The 16,462-nt window shown below is 65.4% G+C and carries 15 protein-coding genes and 1 pseudogene; 4 read left to right on the top strand and 12 right to left on the bottom strand.

Annotation, left to right across the window (positions count from 1 at the left end):
- Positions 1-66: 66 nt before the first annotated feature.
- The 4 genes and pseudogenes from HYG95_RS15230 to HYG95_RS15245 all read right to left on the bottom strand — a co-directional run bounded on the left by HYG95_RS15230 (position 67) and on the right by HYG95_RS15245 (position 5,507).
- Positions 67-1,186, bottom strand: a pseudogene (locus tag HYG95_RS15230) (NAD(P)H-dependent flavin oxidoreductase).
- Positions 1,187-1,230: 44 nt separating this feature from the next.
- A complete protein-coding gene (locus HYG95_RS15235; protein ID WP_181698589.1) occupies positions 1,231-2,580 on the bottom strand; it encodes a wax ester/triacylglycerol synthase family O-acyltransferase in 1,350 nt (449 codons plus the stop codon).
- 250 nt (positions 2,581-2,830) lie between these two features.
- Positions 2,831-3,700 carry a hypothetical protein gene (locus HYG95_RS15240; protein WP_181698590.1) on the bottom strand — a complete coding sequence of 290 codons (870 nt, stop codon included), beginning with the start codon at positions 3,698-3,700 and terminating at the stop codon, positions 2,831-2,833.
- 136 nt (positions 3,701-3,836) lie between these two features.
- Positions 3,837-5,507: a cutinase family protein gene (locus HYG95_RS15245; protein WP_181698591.1), complete on the bottom strand. Its 1,671-nt coding sequence runs from the start codon at positions 5,505-5,507 to the stop codon at positions 3,837-3,839.
- 234 nt (positions 5,508-5,741) lie between these two features.
- Here HYG95_RS15245 and HYG95_RS15250 point away from each other — a divergent pair, with 234 nt between their 5' ends.
- Positions 5,742-6,443, top strand: a complete 702-nt coding sequence (locus tag HYG95_RS15250; protein WP_181698592.1) for a VTT domain-containing protein — start codon at positions 5,742-5,744, stop codon at positions 6,441-6,443.
- Positions 6,444-6,486: 43 nt separating this feature from the next.
- Here HYG95_RS15250 and HYG95_RS15255 read toward each other — a convergent pair whose 3' ends face one another.
- Positions 6,487-7,242, bottom strand: coding sequence for an alpha/beta fold hydrolase (locus HYG95_RS15255; protein ID WP_255495381.1), 756 nt, complete (start codon positions 7,240-7,242; stop codon positions 6,487-6,489).
- Between the two features lie 236 nt (positions 7,243-7,478).
- On the opposite strand from HYG95_RS15255, the gene HYG95_RS15260 reads away from it, so the two are divergent.
- Positions 7,479-7,955 (top strand): DUF1772 domain-containing protein, encoded by a 477-nt coding sequence (locus HYG95_RS15260; protein WP_181698594.1) that lies wholly within the window; start codon positions 7,479-7,481, stop codon positions 7,953-7,955.
- Between the two features lie 147 nt (positions 7,956-8,102).
- On the top strand, positions 8,103-8,567 hold the full coding sequence (locus tag HYG95_RS15265) for a DUF1772 domain-containing protein (RefSeq protein ID WP_181698595.1): 465 nt from the start codon (positions 8,103-8,105) through the stop codon (positions 8,565-8,567).
- 717 nt (positions 8,568-9,284) lie between these two features.
- Here HYG95_RS15265 and dnaB read toward each other — a convergent pair.
- The 5 genes from dnaB to rpsF form a co-directional block, all read right to left on the bottom strand.
- A complete protein-coding gene (gene dnaB / locus HYG95_RS15270; protein ID WP_181698596.1) occupies positions 9,285-10,667 on the bottom strand; it encodes a replicative DNA helicase in 1,383 nt (460 codons plus the stop codon).
- Between the two features lie 588 nt (positions 10,668-11,255).
- Positions 11,256-11,708 (bottom strand): 50S ribosomal protein L9, encoded by a 453-nt coding sequence (rplI, locus tag HYG95_RS15275; protein ID WP_181698597.1) that lies wholly within the window; start codon positions 11,706-11,708, stop codon positions 11,256-11,258.
- Positions 11,709-11,725: 17 nt separating this feature from the next.
- A complete protein-coding gene (gene rpsR / locus HYG95_RS15280) occupies positions 11,726-11,977 on the bottom strand; it encodes a 30S ribosomal protein S18 (RefSeq protein ID WP_067497238.1) in 252 nt (83 codons plus the stop codon).
- 32 nt (positions 11,978-12,009) lie between these two features.
- Positions 12,010-12,567 carry a single-stranded DNA-binding protein gene (locus HYG95_RS15285; protein ID WP_067497236.1) on the bottom strand — a complete coding sequence of 186 codons (558 nt, stop codon included), beginning with the start codon at positions 12,565-12,567 and terminating at the stop codon, positions 12,010-12,012.
- An 83-nt stretch (positions 12,568-12,650) separates the two neighbouring features.
- Positions 12,651-12,938 carry a 30S ribosomal protein S6 gene (gene rpsF, locus HYG95_RS15290; protein ID WP_181698616.1) on the bottom strand — a complete coding sequence of 96 codons (288 nt, stop codon included), beginning with the start codon at positions 12,936-12,938 and terminating at the stop codon, positions 12,651-12,653.
- Between the two features lie 171 nt (positions 12,939-13,109).
- Here rpsF and HYG95_RS15295 point away from each other — a divergent pair, with 171 nt between their 5' ends.
- Positions 13,110-14,483, top strand: coding sequence for a glycosyltransferase family 87 protein (locus HYG95_RS15295; RefSeq protein ID WP_181698598.1), 1,374 nt, complete (start codon positions 13,110-13,112; stop codon positions 14,481-14,483).
- A gap of 54 nt (positions 14,484-14,537) precedes the next feature.
- Here the strand turns inward: HYG95_RS15295 and HYG95_RS15300 are convergent, their stop codons facing one another.
- A complete protein-coding gene (locus HYG95_RS15300; protein ID WP_181698599.1) occupies positions 14,538-15,644 on the bottom strand; it encodes a DUF475 domain-containing protein in 1,107 nt (368 codons plus the stop codon).
- 69 nt (positions 15,645-15,713) lie between these two features.
- On the bottom strand, positions 15,714-16,289 hold the full coding sequence (locus HYG95_RS15305; RefSeq protein ID WP_067497229.1) for a TerD family protein: 576 nt from the start codon (positions 16,287-16,289) through the stop codon (positions 15,714-15,716).
- Between the last annotated feature and the right edge of the window lie 173 nt (positions 16,290-16,462).

Consider the following 16,462-nt stretch of genomic DNA (forward strand, 5'->3'; position numbering starts at 1 on the left):
CGCGAGTCTAGGCGAGCAGTGCCGCTGACACGGTGTGGCGCCGGCAACCTACCGGCATCCGGACGGTCAGGAGTTGAGAGTGCTGAGCCGATCGCACGCGGTGACGTATTCGTTCACCAGTCGCTCGATCACGTCGGCACTGCGCTCCACCTTGTTCATCATGCCGACCACCTGGCCCACCGGATTGAAGTTCACGTCCTTGGCGGCCTCGGGGTAGCGGTGTCCGCGCTTGACGCCGTCGAGGGCCACCATCATCTGCAGCGGCATCGGCAGCGGGTCGGGAGTGTCGGTCGATTCCCAGGCGTCGGTCCAGTCGTTGCGCAGCATGCGGCACGGCTTGCCCGTCCACGACCGCGAGCGGATGGTGGAGTGGCTGTCGGCCTCGAGGTAGGTCTCCATCTGCGCGGGTGGCACATTGGCCTCCTCGACTGTGAGCCACAGCGAGCCCGTCCACGCACCCGCCGCGCCCATCGCCAGCGCCGCCGCGACCTGCGCTCCGTTGCCGATACCACCGGCCGCCAGCACCGGCGTGTCGCCGATCGCCTCGATCACCTGCGGCCACAGCACCAGCGAGGACACCTCGCCGCAGTGCCCGCCGCCCTCGGTGCCCTGGCATACCACGAAGTCCAGGCCCGCGGCCTTGTGGTTCATCGCGTGCTTCACCGAACCGCACAGCGCGCCGATCACCCGGCCGGAGTCCTGGATGCGCTTGATGACATCGTCGGGCGGGGTGCCGAGTGCGTTGGCGACGAGCTTGGCCTTGGGGTGGTTCAGGATGACGTCGACCTGCGGGCCGGCGGTGGTCGCGGTCCAGCCGAGCAGCTCGTTGTGGTGTTCGCCGTCGGGCAGCGGCGGCACGTTGTGGTCGGAGAGGATCTGCTGGGCGAAGTCGCGATGGCCCTGCGGAACCATCTGCGCCAGTTGCTTTTCCAGCTGCTCGGGGGGTCAGGCCGTCGACACCCTTGCCCTCGTACTTCGAGGGGATCACCAGGTCGACGCCGTAGATGCCGTTGACGTGTTCATCGAGCCAAGCCAGCTCCACCTCGAGCTGTTCGGCGGTGAAGCCGACCGCGCCGAGCACCCCGAGTCCGCCCGCATTGCTCACCGCCGCCACGACGTCGCGGCAGTGGGTGAAGGCGAAGATCGGGAATTCGATGCCGAGCTGTTCGCAGAATTCGGTACGCATACCGAACTGTAACACGTTCTAGTTTGGTGGAGAATGCCCAATTTCTAGAGTGCCGCGTCCTCCAGTGCCGACAGCGAATCCTCCAGGTGGTCGAGCAATCGATGCAGGTCGGGCAGGGTGCGGCGGCAGCCGACCAGGCCGAAATCGAGGTTGTCGGCATTGGAGGTGAGGGTGATGTTCACGGCCTGGCTGTCCAGTGGGATGGAGAGCGGGAAGACCGCGTCCAGCCGCGCGCCGTTCCAGTACATCGATTCGCGCGGACCTGGCACATTGGAGATGACGATGTTGAACGGCGGCGCCGTCATCGACGCGAAGCCCGGGAGCAGCATCGCCGCCATCGGGCTCACCACCGCCCCGGACACGGCGAGCGTCTGCAACGGGCCGAGACCGTGATACACCTGCTTGTTGCGCCGCATCGAATCGCTCACCACCCGAAGGCGTTCGGCCGGGTCCTCGATATCGGTACCGAGATTGCACAGCAGCGCAGCAACTTTCACGCCCTGCGTGTCGAGGTCGTCCTCGTCGCGCAACGACACCGGAACCATCGCGATCAGCGGCTTGTCCGGTAAGGCGCTGTGCTCCAGCAGGTATGCGCGCAGCGCGCCGGCCGACATCGCGAGCACCACATCGTTGAGGGTGGTGCCGGTCGCCTTCTTCACCTGCTTGAGCCGATCCAACGACCAGCTGCGCACCGCGCACTTACGGGCGCCACCGATCGGCACGTTCAGCAGGGTGCGCGGCGCCTCGAACGGCAGGGTGAGCTGCTGCTCGAGCAGTCCGGTCCGGGTGGCTTTCAGCAGCGCGGCCGCCGACGAACTCGCCGACGACAGCGCTCCGAGCAATCCCGTCTTCGGCTCCTGGGTTCGCGGTGTGCGCTCCTTGCGCGGCAGGTTCCACGGCACGGTCACCTCGGTCGCGAACGGGTCGGTGGTGAGGGTGCGCTGCATGATCCGCTGGGCGGAGACCCCGTCGATCAACGCGTGGTGCATCTTCGCGTACAACGCGAAGCGGCCGTCGGCCAGACCTTCGATGAAATGCATCTCCCACATCGGGCGGTGCCGGTCGAGCAGCGCGCTGTGCAGGGTCGAGACGTGGTCGAGCAGCTGGTCCATCCCGCCGGGCGCGGGCAGTGCGCTGTGCTGCAGGTGATAATCCAGGTCGACCTCGTCGTCCTGGGTCCACGCCAGCTGCGGAGCACCCAGCCAGGTGGCGGGCCGCCTGCTGAAGGTGGGCCGAACGGTGTTGTCGGCCAGTAGCGTTTCGCGCAGTTCGCGAAGATAGTCCGGCCCGGCATCCTCGGGCGGTTCGAACAGTTGCAGTGACCCGACGTGCATCGGGTGTTCCCGAGATTCCGCGAGCAAGAACAGCGCATCCAACGGCGCTATGAGATCCATGCGAGATCGCCCCCTGACGACAGGTGATGGCAAAGATTTCAGATGATCGACCACGCTGTCGGGTACGGCACCCCTGCGTGCCGTATGTATCCACGCTACCCGGTGGTACGGGTGACGTCAGCCGAACGTCGCGACCCTGCCGAACTTCCACAGCGCACCACTGCTTCACCTCGTACTGGGAAACAGCGGTCCGGACGAGCACACCGAGCCGCGAATCAGTGCGCCCGTCGGTCTCGCATGCGAAGGCGGATCAGGCCCTGACCGTTTCGGCTTCGCGTGGGTCGGCCGCGTCGCGCGGATCGTTGTCCAGTGCGTCGGTCGGGTGCGGTGATTCCGCGATCGGCTGAGTCTCGGTGACCTGTTCGGGTTGGGCCTGGGGGTCAGCGGATTGCGGTGGCACGGAAGGTTGCTGCTCCTGCTCCACGGATTCGGCTGCGTCGGAATGGGCTGTCGGCGACTGGGTTTCGGCAACCACGCGAGCAGGTGCCGGAGCCGGTTCCGCGCCTACGGTTTTCGAGGCGATCTCGATCCCGAGTTCGATCCGGGTGGTCTCCACCAGCGCCCGCTCCTGCTCGGCCGCATGCCGCATCGCCTTCTGCCACAGCGACGCCATCTCCTCGAGCTCCTCGACCGTCGCCTCCACATCGATGTGGAGTTTCAGGCGCTGCATGGTGATGTGCTGGGCGACGGTGAGCGTGCGCAACAGGTCTTCACACTTGTTGGGGATGCGGCGATGGGCAACCACCCGCAATCGAGTGAGCATCCCGCTCGGGCCACCCCAGATCAGCTTGTGGATCTGCGCGCCCGCATTGTCGATCTCCTCGGTCGTCAGCAGTTCCCAATCGCCACAGCTGGCCAGATCGGCCCGCACCGACGCCGAGGTCTCCAGGATCGAAGCGACCGCGGCGAGCACGGCCTCGCGCCGCCACGCCTCGTGATCGCGTTGGTCACCGACCATGTTCGACAGCTCGACATGGCGTTGCGCGGCGTCGAGCGCCTGCCTGCCACGCTCGTCGGCCGCCGCGAGTGCATCGCGGTGGGTTCGGTTGTTGGCGATCACGCCGACCAGAACTGCGCCGGCGACGGGGAGCGAGCCGAGGAGTGGGAGCCACTGAGTCACCCGCCGATCATTGCACCGAGGCCCGTCACAGTCACCATGATCGGCGCGTCGGACCGCGATGTCGGTGCGTTCCCGGCGGGCGCGGACACGAAAAACCCGGTGCGACACGAGGTCACACCGGGTTCTTCGGCGTCGATCAGTTCGTCGCGGTGGTGGACGGCGCGACAGTGGTGCTCGGCGCGACCGTTGTGGTCGGAGCCACCGTTGTGCTCGGCGCGGGCGCCTGGGTGGTGGTTTCCGGGGCGGCGGCCTGGTTGGTCGCCGGCTCTTCGGTGGTGGTCTGCGGGGCCGTCGTGGTGGACGGTGCGACGGTCGACGATTCGACGGTGGTCGACGGCTTCGACGTGCTGGTCGCCGCCTTCGACGTGCTCGACGTGGGCTCGGCGGCCTTCGACGTGCTCGGCGCCGCCGAGGTGGTCGTGGTCGCAGGCTTGGTCGGCGCGGCGAGCGCGGCCGTCACATCGGAGTCCTCCGGAGCCGACTTCGCGTCCACCGTCTCGCCCGCCTGCGCCTGCTTGGCCAGGTGTGTCAGCCAGGCGGCGGCGTACTCCGCCGAGGTCAGCGGCTTACCGTTGGCCGCATCGGAATCGCGCCAGTAGTCGAAGTGATGACCGGTGCCGTTGGGGCCGAGGGTGAGCTGGTACGGATCGCTCAGCGCCACCGGGATGGTGTTCTGGTTCGTCACGATCAGCCCGACGATCTCGTTGAACACCTTCTGCGGCAGGTACGCCAGCGGCGAGATCTTCTCGGCCGCAATCGTGTCCGCCTTCGCCGGCGCCTTCGTCTCACCCGGCTTGTAATCCGGGTCCGACACCTTCAGCAGCACATCGAGGAAGGTTTCGTCGCTGGCCATCCAATTGGGGTTCGCGGCGATATCGGAGAAGGCGGCCATCGCGATCCGGCCCAGGGTGAACGCCATGTCCTGGCCCGTCGCCGGGGTGAGACCGTCGCGTTGCAGATCGTCGACATTGATCTGCCTGCCCACGTTGGCGGCCAGTTGCAGCAGCGAAATGTTCTCCGGCGCGGCACAAGTCAGGTCGCCCTCGGAGCAGAACGAGGCGATCTTGCCGTTGAGGGCGCCGAAGTCGCCGCCCGTGGTGACGCCCTTGCCCGAGATCGGCTTCGTGCCGTCCTGGTACTTCTGGTCGAAACCGTCCGGGTTGGCGAAGGGGTCCTCGGCGCCGATGAACGGGCCCTCACCCGCTCCGCGGCCGGCATCGGCGAACATCACCACACCGAGCACGTCGTCGGGGTCGACCACTCCGTAGCCGTCCGCCGGGTCGTCGTTGCCGATGCTCTCGGCGACGCGGCGAACCACGTCGGCGCCCTCGCTGTAGCCGACGATGGAGAACTTGGTGTCCGGGCACGCCGCGGAGATCTCCCGCATCACCCGCTCGGTGTTGGCGACACCCGCGTTCACCGCGTCCTCGTAGGTCGACATGTCGGCCGGGTACGCGATGTACACCGCCGCGTACTCGCCTTCGGCCAGATCGTCACGTGGCGCGTTCACCACCGGGTCGACCCACACACTGCTGTGGTCGCCCGACAGCGCGGCGGGCAGCGGGTTGCCGTTGGCGTCGAGCAGCATGGCGGTGGTGCCCTCGACCGGGGTGTCGTTGCGTCCGGCCACCGAGATGGTCACCATCTCGCGGCACTCGGTCACCGATGTGGTGAGGGTGTATTCGGGGGAGGCGGGCTTCGATGTCACCGCGAACGACGCGGCGACGATGGCCGCGACCCCCAACGCCGCAGGCGCGGCAACAGCAGAAGCGATGCGATGTTTCGCGAGAAACGCACGCAGATTCATATGTTGATCCCGTTCGAACGACCTACAGGTGGGCAGGCCCCCCGACGGGCCGCATGTCACGAACCATGTCGCCCCCACCTGCAAGATCGTTACTGCGGCGTACGGGGACGTATGCCCCTATTTCCGTGGTCATGCGGGCTCGCTATCGCGGTGAGAGTGGTGGCGCGGCCCGGGTGATAGCGTCCGAATGGAACAATTACGACGTGAACCGACCCGTCATCCCCAGGTAGGACTATGACCTCGCACCTCCCGGCCGACACCGTGCACCTCGCGCTGCTGCCCGGCTTCCTCGACCCGGTGAACCTGCTCAACTCCTTCGGCACCTGGATGCTCGCCGGGCTGCTGCTGGTGGTGTTCATCGAGTCCGGTTTGCTGTTCCCGCTGCTGCCCGGCGATTCCCTGCTGTTCACCGCCGGGTTGATCGCGGCGTCGAAGTCGACCGAGATCGAACCGTTCGCGCCGATCGGGGTGCTGCTCGTGCTGATCCCCGTCGCCGCGATCCTTGGCGACCAGGTCGGGTACGTGATCGGCGCGCGCGGTGGGACCGCGTTGTTCAAGAGCAACGACGCCCGGTTCTTCAAGAAGCGCTATATCGACGAATCCCACGAATTCTTCGAAAAGCACGGACCGATCACCATCGTGCTCGCCCGCTTCGTCCCGATCGTGCGTACCTTCGCGCCCGTCGTGGCCGGCGCGTCGGCCATGCGATACCGCACCTTCGCGCTCTACAACGTGATCGGCGGTGTTGCGTGGGGCGCGGGCGTCACCTACCTCGGTTACCTGCTCGGGCAGATCGCCGTGGTCCGTGACAATGTCGACCTGATCTTCCTGCTCATCGTCGCCGTCTCCGTGCTGCCGATCGTCGTCGAAGTGGTCAAGCGGATGCGCCGCAAGGGTTCTCCCGACGACGACCCCACCGAGCGCGTCAACTCCTGACCGGCCCGGCCGGGAAGTCTGTCGCTTCCCGGCCCCGTCGGCCTCATCCGGCGATTTCGCGCACCGAATCCGCGATCGCCCGGAAATCCTTGCGCAGGATCGCACCGTGATTGCTCGGCACCTTCGCCCCGAGCTCGATGTTCTCGTTGCGGGCGACAGCCGAATCCAACCCCTTGCGGATCTTCTCCTGCTCGTCCTTCTTGCTGCCGAACGACGTTCCCGAAGCGATCACATACCGCACCGGAACTGTGATCGCGTCCAGCACCGGACCCAGCGCACTCTCCCGCGAGAGTTTCCCGAGCTCGATATTGCTCTCGGCCTGCTCGGCCGCTGACAACCGCGGCGTCAACCCCGTCGGCCGCAGCAACGGCATCACCCAGTTCAACCGCTTGAACAGTTTCCGGATCCGCTGCTCCATCGCGTCATCGAGCCAGTCGTACGGAAACGCGCCGTCCACGAGCACCGCCCCGATGGTCCGCTCCGGATTCCGTTGCGCCCAATGCGCTCCCACGACCGCGCCATAGGACCACGCCACGACAATGGCCCGCTCCACGCCCCTGGCCGCGAGCACGGCATCCACATCCCGCACCGCCGCCTCGAACGAGTAGTCCGTGGACGTCTTGGACTTCCGCCCGCGCCCCCGCTCGTCGAAGGTGATGTGCCGGAAGCCGTCACCCAGTTCGGCGATGGTCTTCTTCCAGTAACCCTGGGTAGCGAACTGCCCGTTCAGGTAGATCACCGGAATACCGTCGCCACCGGTGTCGGTCACGGCCAACGCGGTGTCGTCCACCTCGACCATGCCGCTCCACGCATTACCCCGATTTGTTCCCTGAGCAGTCATCACTCTTGCCTTCCAGTTCGTTCTCGCCGTTACGAGAACCACTGTCACGCCACCTCCTGACACCGCCCTGACACCCGACCTACACGCCCGCTGACACGGGGGCGTCCGCCGTTTCCAAGTCCGCTCCTAGTGCCTTCCAAACCCCGGCGCGCATTCTCGGACATACGAGAAAGCCCCAGGAAGGGAAGCCGAAAATGCTTGTTGTCACCGGCCAGATCATTGCCACCGTCGCCGTACTCGCCAATGCCGTCGTCTACGGCACCGACGTCTGCGGGGCGGTGATCATGCGGTCGGTCTACCGGAAGCTCGACGACGCGACCGTGACGGTGAGTGCGGGGTGGGGGCATTACTACGGCGACAAACGGATGCCGGTCGTCGGTGCGGGCGGCATCGTCACCGCCGTACTCACCCTGCTGATCGCGCTGCTCGCCGGCCAACTCGGCGCCGCCGTGGCGGCAGGTCTCGCGGTAGCCGCGCTACTCACCTGGCTCGCCCTCTACGTGCGCATCGCCAAGCCGATCAATTCCCGGCAGACCGCCGCCGCCCTGAGCGGCATCATCCCCGCCGATGCCCGTGCACTGCAGGACAAGTGGGACAGCATCCTGAAATACCGGGTAACCCTGCAGTTCACCGCCATCGCCGCCCTGTGCACCGCACTGATCCTGTTCTGATCCGCATCCACCCGACCGGATCATCTCCTGGTGCATCGATGGCGACCCCTTCGACTTCACCAGTCGCGCAGCCTGGCTGTAGATATCTTCTGGGTAAGCGCACCGCCGAAAAACGTTGCGTCCCTTCGCTCCGAAAGTCGTGACCCGATGAAATTCGCATTGCTGCGTGCGCTCGCCTTGCTCGCCACCGGCCTACTCGTCGGCGCCTTCGGTTACGGCGCCGCGAATCTGATCCCGACGTTCCACCGGGTGCCGCTACAGATGCGCCTCGAATTCCACACCGAGCTGATGCGCAACAACAGCATCAGCATGCAACTCACCATGGCCGTGGCCGCACTGAGCTGCCTCGTCCTCGCCGTGGTGTCAGCCCACCGCGAACGTCTACTCGCCGCTGCGGCAACAGTCTTCGTGATCGGCTCGTTCCTGATCACCCGCCTCGGCAACGTGCCGATCAACCACCGGATCAACGACTGGGCGCGCAACGGTGTCTCCGCCGACTACACCACCCTGCTCACCCGCTGGGACATCTTCCACTTCCTGCGCACCGGAACAGCATTGGTTGCGTTCGTGCTGATCATCACGCTGGTAGTGGCGGCGCCGAGGAAGCGGTAGGTCGGTGCGCGCGACGACCCCCCGCGCACCGATCAGCCGTAGGACTAGGTATCCGCGAGGATTTCGAATCCATCGAGGATGGTGGCGATGTCAGGTCCTAGGTTTTCCAGGTCGGTCACCTTGGTTCGACCGGTCAGTTGGATCGTCATGACACCGCCGCCACAGCTGCATACGATTTGACGTCGGTCTTCCCACCAGTCTTCCGACGAGTTGGTAAAAGTGCCGACGACACGCCGCCCGTTCCGGCCGCAGGGAGCGATGGGCTCATCGACCTGAATCAGTTGGCCAGGGGGGAGATTCGACTTCCTGTGGAGGCTTTCGAGAGCATCCTCCTCGGTCGCTGACGGGCCGGAAATGGAGATGGTGACCATCGCCGTGGGTGCGGCGAAGCTCTTCGGGACCCGATCCCTACGCCAGAGAGACAGGCCGTCGCTCCCCGTATCGGGTACTTCGTTGCGTACCCACCCCGGCAATTCTGGAACCAGCAGTTCGAACCCATGATGAGGTGAGGACCCGACCGCGAACACCCGGCCTGAGGCAGCGTGAGCATCACACGAGTTGTTGGCCTGGGGCGCATGACCTCGTGAGGTCGAGGTGGGTGCGAGCGGTTCATGACTGGTTGGGGGAGCGCAGGCCGCGGCAAATGCCAGAGCGAGCAGACCGACGGATGCCCGGCGCGCGATACGCAGCACATCGCTCGGAGCCTCTTGCAAAAAATCAGCCCCGTGCCATATCCACGAACCGGCTCAAATGCAGCTGGTGCGCGACGGTGATCGTGGCTGTCGGACCGTTACGGTGCTTGCCGACGATGAGGTCTGCCTCGCCGCCGCGTGGGTCGTCACGTTCGAACGCGTCCGGGCGGTGCAGCAGGATGACCATGTCGGCGTCCTGCTCGAGCGAGCCGGACTCGCGGAGGTCGGACACCATGGGGCGCTTGTCGGTTCGCTGTTCCGGACCACGGTTCAGCTGGGAGATCGCGATCACGGGAACTTCGAGTTCCTTGGCGAGCAGCTTGAGGTGACGCGAGAATTCCGAGACTTCCTGCTGCCGGGACTCGACCTTCTTGCCCGAGCTCATCAGCTGCAGGTAGTCCACCACAACGAGTTTCAGGTCATGACGCTGCTTGAGCCGCCGCGCCTTCGCCCGGATTTCCATCATCGTCAGGTTCGGCGAATCATCCACGAACAGCGGCGCCTCACTGATCTCACTCATCCGCCGCGCGAGCTTCGTCCAGTCGTCATCACTCATCCGGCCCGACCGCATATCGCCCAGCTTGATCTTCGCCTCGGCCGAGAGCAGACGCATCACAATCTCGGTCCGGCTCATTTCGAGCGAGAAAATAACACTGGCCATGCCGTGCTTGATCGAGCAACTACGCATGAAATCCATTCCCAGGGTCGATTTGCCGACGCCAGGCCTGGCCGCGACGATGATCATCTGACCCGGGTGTAGACCGTTGGTGAGCTCGTCCAGTTCGGTGAAGCCCGTGGGGACGCCGAGGGAGAGTCCGCCTCGGGAGGCGATGGAGTCGATTTCGTCCATCGTCGGCTGGAGGAGTTCTTCTAGGGGGGTGAAGTCCTCGGTGGTGCGGCGTTCGGTGACCTCGTAGATCTCGGCCTGGGCGCGGTCGACGACCTCGGCGACGTCCTGGCCGTCGGCGCCCGCATAGCCGAACTGGACGATGCGGGTGCCCGCCTCGACCAGGCGGCGCAGGATGGCCTTCTCGGCGACGATTTCGGCGTAGAAGCCGGCATTGGCGGCGGTGGGGACGGTCTGGGTGAGGGTGACCAGGTAGGCGGGGCCGCCGATGCGTTTCAGTTCGCCACGACGGTCGAGGCCCGCGGCGACGGTGACGGGGTCGGCGGGTTCGCCGCGACCGTACAGGTCGAGGATGGTGTCGTAGACGGCCTGGTGGGCGGGGCGGTAGAAGTCGCCGGGACGCAGCACCTCCACCACGTCGGCGATGGCGTCCTTGCTGAGCAGCATGCCGCCGAGGACGGACTGTTCGGCAGCCATGTCGTGCGGGGGCTGACGGCCGAAGTCCTCGCCCGGGGGCTCGGGTGGAAACTCGGTATGCGCGCGGTCACCGGTGGTAGTCACCAGAATCGACCGTCCTCTCTGCCCGCAGAACCGGGGGTTTCACATCGATGTACTCGTTGTACTCCCGGGCACCGACACGAGTGCCAGCAATCGGTTCCCTGCACGATTCCCGGGGTCACGTGCGAGGCGATGCGATGAACCTAGGCGACGTTTTCGAGCCACGCCAAACCGACATGTGCACACAACTGTGGATAACTTGGGGGTAGTTCACCTGTTGTTGTGCAGCCCCTGTGGAAAACGTGGGGAAAACCCAGGTCAGTGCGGTAGAACGCCCTGATAGATCGCCCTTTACCAGACTCCGGCCCTGTGGATTAAAGAAGTTGCGGCGTGTCGTCCAACGTGAACAACCGGGCGTGTTGGGTAAACAGCGGGCGTTCACGTTATGACCGGAGTCACAATTCTGCCGGTCGGTTTCCTCGGTAATCCACAGGCTGAATAACAGGAGGTCAGGCAGTTGCCGACTGTGGGCCGGGTTACCCGACCACGATGAACCCGAATCCCGGCTACTCGCCAGCTATCGGAGAAGATCTCTCGACAAGGGCAGCAGAAACCACCCCCGTGACAACACGGGGGTGGTTTCCGGCGAAACTAGTTCGCAGCGACCTCGAGGTCGAACTTGGCAACCACATCGGGGTGCAGGTGCACCGCGATGCCGTGCTTGCCGGTCGCCTTGATGTGCGACTTCGGCAGCTCGATGCTGCGCTTGTCGACCACGGGGCCACCGGCGGCCTTGATGGCCGAAGCCACGTCGGCGGTGGTGACCGAACCGAACAGCTTGCCGCTGTCGGCGGTCTTCACGGCCAGCGAGACACCGGTCAGGCCCTCGATAGCCTGCTTCAGCTCGTTGGCGTGATCCAGGTCGCGCACCTTGCGGGCGTCCTGGGCGCGGCGGATGCCGTCGACCTGCTTCTGGGCGCCACGGGTGGCCTGGATGGCCAGACCGCGGGGCAGCAGGAAGTTGCGGCCGTAGCCGTCCTTGACCTCGACAAGGTCGCCGGGGGCGCCGAGATTGTCGACATCAGCAGTGAGGATGAGCTTCATCTGTCCGACTCCCTTTCTCAGCGAGCAGTCGACACGTAAGGCAGCAGAGCCACCTCACGCGAGTTCTTGACGGCAACGGCGATGTCACGCTGGTGCTGCACGCAGTTGCCGGTGACGCGGCGGGCGCGGATCTTGCCGCGATCGCTGACGTACTTACGCAGCAGCGTGGTGTCCTTGTAATCGATATTGACGATTCCGGACTTGCTTTCCTTGCAGAAAGCGCAGGCCTTCTTCTTCAGTACCTTTTCGCGCGCGGGCGCTTTAGGCATGGTTTTCTCTCCGTACTATGAGTGCCGTTCGATCAGAACGGCGGTTCGTCATCCATGCGGCCGCCGCCCCCGAAGGAGCCGGCCGCGGGCGCGCTACCCCACGGGTCGTCGTCGCCGGCATTACCTGCCGGGCGTCCGCCGCCACTGTTGGCGTTGTAGCCGCCTGCGCTTGCACCACCACCGGCATTACCGGAACCACCACCGAAGCCACCGCCTCCGCCACCACGACCGGCCTTGGAGACCTTCGCGGTCGCGTACCGCAGCGACGGGCCGACCTCGTCGACCTCGAGCTCGACGACCGTGCGCTTCTCACCCTCGCGGGTTTCGTAGGAGCGCTGCTTGAGCCGTCCGCTCACGATCACGCGAGCGCCTCGGGTCAGGCTTTCGGCGACGTTCTCCGCTGCTTCGCGCCAGATGTTGCAGCGCAGAAACAGTGCCTCGCCGTCTTTCCATTCGTTCGAATTGCGATCGAACACACGGGGAGTCGAAGCGACGGTGAAATTAGCCACCGCTGCGCCCGCGGGCGTGAAACGAAGCTCGGGGTCTGCCGTCAAGTTTCCGATGACGGTGATGACCGTGTCGCCTGCCATGGGGTTCCTCCTGCTCGGGGTGCAGTCCACATCTCGGGATTTGCGCTGAGCCTAAAGCCAGGCTCCGACACAAAAGATGTGAACTACTTGTCGTTGCGCAGAACCTTGGTGCGCAGCACCGTCTCGTTCAGGCCCAGCTGGCGGTCGAGCTCGCTCACGGTGGCCGGGGTCGCGGTCAGGTTGACGATCGCGTAGATGCCTTCGGCCTGCTTGGCGATTTCGTAGGCGAGCCGGCGGCGGCCCCAGATGTCGACCTTGTCGAGCTTGCCGCCCTCGGTCTTCACGACCGAGAACAGAGTATCCAGGGACTGCCCGACGATGCGCTCGTCCAGGCTGGGGTCGAGGATGACCATCACTTCATATTGACGCACGGACCAATCACCTCCTGTGGACTGGTAAACGGCCACGGACTTTCCGTGGCAGGAGGGTTCGTTGCGTCAGCAACCCGACAAGGCTACATGAGCCGCTGAGTGGAATCGAAACCGGTCGGCGCGGCGGGTGATCGCCGGGCTCCGGCGCCGGTTCCGCTTAATGTGGTCGACATGACCACGGCCGTACCGCAGCAGCATTCGGCACGCCGTGCGGCGACAGCCACGGCGCTGACCTTCCTGATCGTGCTGTTGTGCGGGCTCACCCTCGCCCTGGCGTATGCGAACAAGGCCCGGTGCGCGGGCGGCGCGATCGACGAATCGGGCCGCAGCCTGGTCTTCGAGGAGCGCAAGGACACCGCTGTCTGTTATTCGGATATCCAGTTCCTCTGGCTTGGCCGCGATATCGACAATCACGTTTTCCCGTACGTCGACGGTGCCATCACCGACGACGGCGCGCTCACCGGCGGCGCCGTCGAATACCCCGTGCTGAGCGGCCTGCTGATGTGGGCGGGCGCGATCGGCGCGACCAACGACGCCGACTTCCTGTGGCATTCGGCGCTGCTGCTCACCCCGTTCGCCCTGCTCACCGCCTGGATGCTGGCGCGAATGGCAGGTCCGGCCGCGCTGTTGTGGGCGATCGGTCCGCCGCTGGTGCTCTACGCCTTCCACAACTGGGAACTGCCGGTGGTGTGCACGGCGGTGGCGGCGGTCTATGTGATGACGATGCTGACCGGTCTGTCCGTGCGGACAAGGGGAATCATCGCCGGGGTACTGCTCGCGCTCGGTTTCTGCCTCAAGATCTATCCCGGAATCTTCGTGCTGCCCTTGGCTTTCTATGTCCTCACCGAGGGTGCGCCGCGCGACGGGCGCCGGTTGCGCGAACTCGATGTGGCAGGCGCGTCGCAGACATTGCTCGCGGCGATGGCGACGGTGGTCGCGGTGAATCTGCCGTTCGTGGTCGCGGGGGTGGAAGGGTGGCGGGCCTCGATCACCTTCCAGCAGATGCGTCAGGCCGACATCACGACCAATTCGATCTGGTACTGGGGTCATCAGGCGTTGTTCGGCCGGACCGCCGACACCTCGCAGAGCTGGCACACCATGGTCTCGGTGGTCTCACCGCTGCTGATCTTCGCGTCGTTCGCCCTTGCCCTGTGGCTCGGTTACCGGCGCTGGACCCCGGCCTCGGCGTTCCCCTGGGTGGGCGTGAGCGGCGCGATGCTCGCCGGTTTCCTGCTTTTCCACAAGGTGCACTCACCCCAATACACCCTGTGGATAATTCCGTTCCTCGTGCTGCTCGAGGTGCCGTGGACACTCGTCGCGGGCTACCTGATCGCCGACATCGCGGTCGGCGTCGGCGTCTTCCGCTACTTCGCGGCGATGGGTGAGGGGAAGAACGTGCACCTCATGGAAGGCATCGTCCAGTTCGGTGTCTGGACACGTATCGCCCTGCTCATCATCCTGTTCTTCGTGTTCCTGCGGGCTGGCCCACGCCGCACCGACCAGCGCGTCGCCGGACAGCTCCGGCGCGAACTGCAACCGGCCTGAGAAACGACAACGGCGGCGGATCCGTCGAGGATCCGCCGCCGCAGGTCACCACATCTAGACCGACGCGGGTTCCTTGCTGTCTTCGATCGCGTCCGGCTCCGCCTTGCGGTTGCGGATGATCGAGCTGATCAGCGCCGCGCCGATGAACGCCACACCGATCAGGCCGGTGATGAGCTCGTCGACGTGCACGCCGATCGAGACCAGCAGGATCGTGGCCAGCGCGCCGATCGCCCAGTGGGCGCCGTGCTCGAGGTACACGTAGTCCGCCAGCGTGCCCTGGCGGACCAGGTACACCGTGATCGACCGGACGAACATCGCGCCGATCAGGCCGAGGCCCAGCGCGATGATGATCGGGTCGGAGGTGATGGCGAACGCGCCGATCACACCGTCGAACGAGAACGAGGCATCGAGCACCTCGAGGTAGAGGAACAGGAAGAACGCGGCCTTACCGGTGGCCTTGACCAGCGTGGACGGGCCGCCCTGCGGGCCTTCCTCGAGCTCCTCGGTGTGGAACATCGAGCCGAGACCGTCGACGAGGATGTAGGTGATCATGCCGAGCAGGCCGGCGATGAGCACGGTCGAACGCTTGTCGTCGGCGGCGAGGAACTCCGCGACCAGCACCAGGCCGGTGCCCGCGACGACGACGGAGAGCATGTCGAGCTTGCCCGCCTTCGCCAGCGGCTTCTCCAGCCAGCTCAGCCAGGTGATCTCGCGCTCTTCGAAGATGAAGTTCAGGAACAGCAGTGCGAGGAACATGCCACCGAAGGCCGCGATCTGCGGATGCGCGTCGGTGAGCAGCTTCTCGTAGCTGGGGCTGCCGTCGGGGAACTCGAGGGCATCGTTGGCCGGCGGGTTCAGCGCCAGGTCGAAGGCCTCGACCGGGTTCAGTCCGGCGGTGGCCCACACGATGGCGAGCGGGAACACCAGACGCATACCGAACACGGCGATGAGGATGCCGACGGTCAGGAAGATCCGCTGCCAGAATTCGCTCATCCGTTCCAGCACGGTGGCGTTGATGACGGCGTTGTCGAACGACAGCGACACCTCGAGGATGCCGAGGATCGCACACAGTGCGAGGGCGGTCAGACCACCGTAGAGGTAGGCCACGACCAGCGAGAGCACCGTGATGACGATGGACAGGCCGAAGATGCGCGTTATCACGCGGAGGGACCTTTCTGTGTCACACGAACAGGGGGCCCCGGAAATCGAGCCCCCTGCTCATGATGGTGACTAGACGTTGACGCCGTAGTCGCGGGCGATACCGGCCAGACCGGAGGCGTAGCCCTGACCGATGGCGCGGAACTTCCATTCGGCACCGTTACGGTACAGCTCACCGAAGACCATAGCCGTCTCGGTGGAAGCGTCCTCGGACAGGTCGTAGCGGGCGAGCTCGGTGCCGTTGGCGCGGTCGACAACGCGGATGTAGGCGTTGCGCACCTGGCCGAACGACTGCTGACGGGTCTCCGCGTCGTAGATCGAGACCGGGAAGAAGATGCTCTCGATGGTCGGCGGGGTGTTGGCCAGGTCGACGTTGATGACCTCGTCGTCGCCCTCGCCCTCACCGGTGGTGTTGTCGCCGGCGTGCTCGATCGCGCCTTCGGGGGACTTCAGGTTGTTGAAGAACACGAAGTGCTTGTCGGACACGACCTTCTTGTCGGCGCCGGTCGCGATGGCGCTGGCGTCGAGGTCGAAGTCGGTGCCGGTGGTGGTGCGCACGTCCCAGCCGAGGCCGACCGCGACCGCGGTCAGGTTCGGGGCCTCTTTGGTCAGCGAGACATTGCCGCCCTTGGACAGACTGACACCCATGCGGGAATCCCTTCGGTTAGTCCGGTGTGTCGTTTCCCAGCATGTCCGAATCGCCGGGTACCGCTACGACAGTAATAGGTTTCGGCGAACTTGCGTAGGAACAGCCGAGAGCCCTGGTAGCGATGGGGAATCTCCTACGATCGGGTCAGCGGGCGGGTGACCGCTGCGTGGTT

It is taken from the genome of Nocardia sp. GTS18, from assembly GCF_013839555.1.
Taxonomy (GTDB): Bacteria; Actinomycetota; Actinomycetes; order Mycobacteriales; family Mycobacteriaceae; genus Nocardia; species Nocardia rosealba.